The sequence below is a fragment of the Arthrobacter sp. NPDC057388 genome (assembly GCF_042668165.1).
Taxonomy (GTDB): domain Bacteria; phylum Actinomycetota; class Actinomycetes; order Actinomycetales; family Micrococcaceae; genus Arthrobacter.
The window spans coordinates 1-1,686 of record NZ_JBHVBL010000103.1 but is presented as its reverse complement, the minus strand read 5'-3'; the positions used below and the strand labels follow the sequence as shown (position 1 = coordinate 1,686).

At 41.0% G+C, this 1,686-nt stretch carries 2 protein-coding genes; one reads left to right on the top strand and one right to left on the bottom strand.

The window, feature by feature from the left end; genetic code table 11:
• A partial coding sequence (locus tag ACFUTU_RS21375; RefSeq protein WP_377967957.1) for a hypothetical protein occupies window positions 1-308 on the top strand: 308 nt, incomplete at its 5' end.
• 60 nt (window positions 309-368) lie between these two features.
• On the opposite strand, the gene ACFUTU_RS21370 is transcribed toward ACFUTU_RS21375, so the two are convergent.
• Window positions 369-1,519 (bottom strand): IS3 family transposase gene (locus ACFUTU_RS21370; protein ID WP_087614160.1). Its coding sequence is split into 2 segments (ribosomal slippage): window positions 369-1,246 and window positions 1,246-1,519, totalling 1,152 coding nucleotides; the frame shifts between segments, so codons are not numbered across the junction.
• Window positions 1,520-1,686 lie beyond the last annotated feature (167 nt).

Genomic DNA, 1,686 nt, shown 5'->3' with positions numbered 1-1,686 from the left:
TGTTCATCCTGATCAGCGTGGAATTTCTCCCATGGGTGGTCAGAAAAATAGGCCCCGACCGCCTGCAGGAAAAAGACATCCGCATCAGAATGTCGCTTTCTGATAAAGACAAAATGACAGAGATTTTAAAAGAAATGAAAAGAAGAGATATCAAAGCACACTCCGTTCGGATCGACGACCTGGGCGAAAAGGATTTTCCAATTATGGAAGTGAAGGTCCGCGTCCATAAAAACAGATACACGACCGATGTCTACTATGACATTAAAGCCATTGAAGGCGTAGTCGGCGTGAAGTGTGATACATTATAAAAGCCAATGGGACTGGAATGGGACTGACCCCCGTTTTTGAGACAGGGATCAAAACACCTTTTAAACAGCCAATTGCCGATAATTTATCGGTGATTGGTTGTTTAGTTTCGTTTGAATACGAATATTGTTATAATAATGAATGTATTCTATGACAGTGCGTTCTACGATGGCGGTCGTGGTTCGATCAATGCTGTTAAGATAGAACGTTTCAGACTTTAGTGAGGAATGAAACGATTCGATGGAGGCATTATCAGCGGGTGTCCCTTTGCGGGACATGCTCATGGTAATGCCTTTTGTTTTAACAGCTTTCTGATACTCGTAAGATGTATACACAGATCCTTGGTCACTATGTAACACGCAGTTCTCAGGCAGTGTTGGCAGTTGATCAAGTGTGTGTAAGACAAAGTCTGTGTCCTGCTTATCTCCAATCGTAAAAGCAATCACTTCTCCATTATATACATCCAATATACTGGAAAGGTACAATTGTTTCTGTCCATAAGGCAAATACGTGATGTCTGTTACTAGTTTTTCAAGAGGATGATCAGACTGAAAGTTCCGATCTAATATATTGTCGACCACGGCATATGGCTGCCCATTCTTCTTGCGCTTTTTCACCTTAACCCGGCACTGCCACTGATTTTTCTGCATAATACGCTGAACCGTTTTATGGTTAATACACATTCTCTTTTTTAATATAGCTGTGATTTTTCGATATCCATATCGATACTGGTGCTCTCGGCACAACGTGCCGATTTGTTTTTCTAAATGGCGCTTGGGATGATCTTTCTTCAGATTCTTCTTCCAACGATAATAAGACGAGCGAGAGATACCTAAATGAATACAGATATCCTGCACGGTCATTGTGCTGTGCAATTCTTCTACAAGTTCGACTGACGTTTGGCTATCAACTTCCTTTCCAATTCGTTGTACTTTTTTAACACTTCATTCTGTTGTCTCAGATATCGATTCTCTGCCTGCAGTTTCTCTAATTCGGAAGAATACTCCGGACCTTTTCCATAAGTGTATTGCTTACCAACAGGCTGTTCAAATCGATGTGTATCACCAGCCTTATACCATCTGACCCATGTCTTAATCTGCGTATTATTTTTGATATTCAACTCCTGCATGATCTCTTTCATAGGTACGCCTGCCAATCTCATTTCTACAGCCTTCTGTTTCACTTCAACCGGATAACTCACTCTTGTCCCCATAGAAAAAACACCTCCAAGTCTAATTTCGGATAACAATCATCCGTATTCAAACTTGAAGGTGTTTTTATTTGTCTCATCTTATGGGGTCAGTCCCCGATGATGGGCGGGTTTTTTTGCGGATGTTGAAATGCTTTGTTTCGTTTTTAGGCTTAACATCGTAACAGTGT